This is a genomic window from Pseudomonas citronellolis (genome assembly GCF_029335315.1).
In the GTDB taxonomy this organism is placed as follows: domain Bacteria; phylum Pseudomonadota; class Gammaproteobacteria; order Pseudomonadales; family Pseudomonadaceae; genus Pseudomonas; species Pseudomonas citronellolis_A.
The window spans coordinates 1-2,403 of the sequence record NZ_JARJLT010000325.1 but is presented as its reverse complement, the minus strand read 5'-3'; the positions used below and the strand labels follow the sequence as shown (position 1 = coordinate 2,403).

2 protein-coding genes are annotated in these 2,403 nt (G+C 68.9%); both read right to left on the bottom strand.

The window, feature by feature from the left end:
• Positions 1-1,835: amidohydrolase (locus tag P3W75_RS24230; RefSeq protein ID WP_276229855.1), on the bottom strand; the 1,835-nt coding region annotated here is incomplete at its 3' end.
• Positions 1,836-1,867: 32 nt separating this feature from the next.
• Positions 1,868-2,389: an antibiotic biosynthesis monooxygenase gene (locus P3W75_RS24225; RefSeq protein WP_276229856.1), complete on the bottom strand. Its 522-nt coding sequence runs from the start codon at positions 2,387-2,389 to the stop codon at positions 1,868-1,870.
• Between the last annotated feature and the right edge of the window lie 14 nt (positions 2,390-2,403).

Genomic DNA, 2,403 nt, shown 5'->3' with positions numbered 1-2,403 from the left:
AAGGCGAAGCAGGAGCAGCCGAAGGCGCCCCAGAAGCCCTGGAAGTCGCTGATCGGCGCGTTCGACTGGCGCGCCTTCTCGTGGCCGTGGCCGTGCACCGTGCAGGCCCCGGCGCACTGGTGCACCGCCTGGGCCAGCGGCGCCTGCGGGCGCCAGTGCCCGGCGACCTTGGCCACCGGCGACCAGTCCGGCAGCACCGGCACGCTCGGCGGGCCGTAGCGCTCGAAGTCGCCGTCGGCGTAGACCACCCGGCCGTCGACCACGGTGAGCACCGATTCGATGGCCTTGATCGCCTCTTCCTCGACGCTGAAGTAGTCGGCCGAGAGCACCGCCAGGTCGGCCAGCTGCCCGGCCTTGATCATGCCCTTCTTGCCCTGTTCGTTGGAGAACCAGGCGCTGCCGTGGGTGTACAGCTCCAGCGCGGTGGCGCGGGACAGGCCCTCGGGGTACAGCGCCAGGCCGCCGACGGTCTTGCCGCTGGCCATCCAGTACAGCGAGGTCCAGGGGTTGTAGCTGGAGACCCGGGTGGCGTCGGTGCCGGCGCCCACCGGCACGCCCTCGGCGAGCATGCGCTGGATCGGCGGGGTGGCCTCGGCGGCGCGCTTGCCGTAGCGGTCGACGAAGTACTCGCCCTGGAAGGCCATGCGGTCCTGGATGGCGATGCCGCCGCCGAGGGCCTTCACCCGCTCGATGTTCTTCGGCGAGATGGTCTCGCAGTGGTCGAAGAACCAGTGCAGGCCGTTGAAGGGGATGTCCAGGTTGACCTTCTCGAACACGTCGAGCATGCGCGAGATGGATTCGTCATAGGTGGCGTGCAGGCGGAACGGCCAGCGCTGCTCGACCAGGTGGCGCACCACCGGCTCCAGGTCGGCCTCCATGTTCGACGGCAGGTCCGGGCGCGGTTCGAGGAAGTCCTCGAAGTCGGCGGCGGAGAACACCAGCATCTCGCCGGCGCCGTTGTGGCGCAGGAAGTCGCTGCCCTGGCCGTAGGTCACGCTGCTGGTCCAGTTCCTGAAATCGGCCAGCTCTTCCTTGGGTTTCTGGGTGAACAGGTTGTAGGCGATGCGCACGCTGAGCTGGTTGTCCTTCTCCAGCTGCTCGATCACCTGGTAGTCGTCCGGGTAGTTCTGGAAGCCGCCGCCGGCGTCGATGGCGCTGGTCACGCCCAGGCGGTTGAGTTCGCGCATGAACTGGCGGGTGGAGTTGACCTGGTACTCGAAGGGCAGCTTCGGCCCCTTGGCCAGGGTGGCGTAGAGGATCATCGCGTTGGGCCGGGCGATCAGCATGCCGGTGGGCTCGCCGTTGCCGTCGCGGACGATCTCGCCGCCGGGCGGGTTCGGCGTGTCCTTGGTGTAGCCCACCACGCGCAGGGCGGCGCGGTTGAGCAGCGCGCGGTCGTACAGGTGCAGGACGAACACCGGGGTGTCCGGGGCGGCCTGGTTCAGTTCCTCGATGGTCGGCAGGCGCTTCTCGGCGAACTGGAACTCGGTCCAGCCGCCGACCACCCGCACCCATTGCGGCGCGGGCGTGCGCAGGGCCTGTTCCTTGAGCATGCGCAGGCCGTCGGCGAGGGACGGCACACCTTCCCAGCGCAGCTCCAGGTTGTAGTTCAGGCCGCCACGGATCAGGTGCAGGTGCGAGTCGTTGAGGCCGGGGATCACGGTGCGACCCTTGAGGTCGATGACCTGGGTGGCGCCGGCGCGCAGGGCCATGGCCTCGGCGTCGGTGCCGACGGCGAGGAACTTGCCGTCCTTGATCGCCACGGCGGTGGCGCTGGGCTTTTCACGGTCGACGGTGTGGAAGCGGCCGTTGTGGAGAATCAGGTCTGCGTACATGGCGATGTCCTTTGCGGCGATGGGTTCGGCGCTCAGCGGGCGTTGAGCCAGCGGGCGCACCAGCGGGTGACGCGAGGCATGAACAGGTAGACCACCAGCACCACGATGGTGAGGGTGATGAGCAGGTTGCTGGGCAGATAGCCGCCGAGCCAGGGCAGGGCGCGGAACAGCGGCTTCCACAACTGAGGTACCAGCATAGCCAGCGGCAGGATGACGGCGAAGGTGACTATCACCTGCTTCCAGCGCGGCGGCTGGGCCTGGCCACCCTCGGCGGGGTTGAACCAGAACTCGTGGGCGTTGTGCAGCTCGCGGTTGTCGCCGTCCAGCAGCAGCGGTTCGGCGCGCTCGATCAGCTCGCGGCGCTGCGCCGAATCGAGCCAGTCCTGCAGCTGGCTGGCGCTGGCGAAGCGCAGCACCGAGGTGAAGTGGTCGCCCTGGCGCAGCACGTCCACGCCCTGGTGGCCGGGGAACTCGCTGGCGGCGTGGGTCAGCTCGCGCAGGATGGCCTCGTAGGCGGCCACGCCGTCGCGGCGGGCGCGGTGGCGGATGATCAGGGTGACGGATTCAC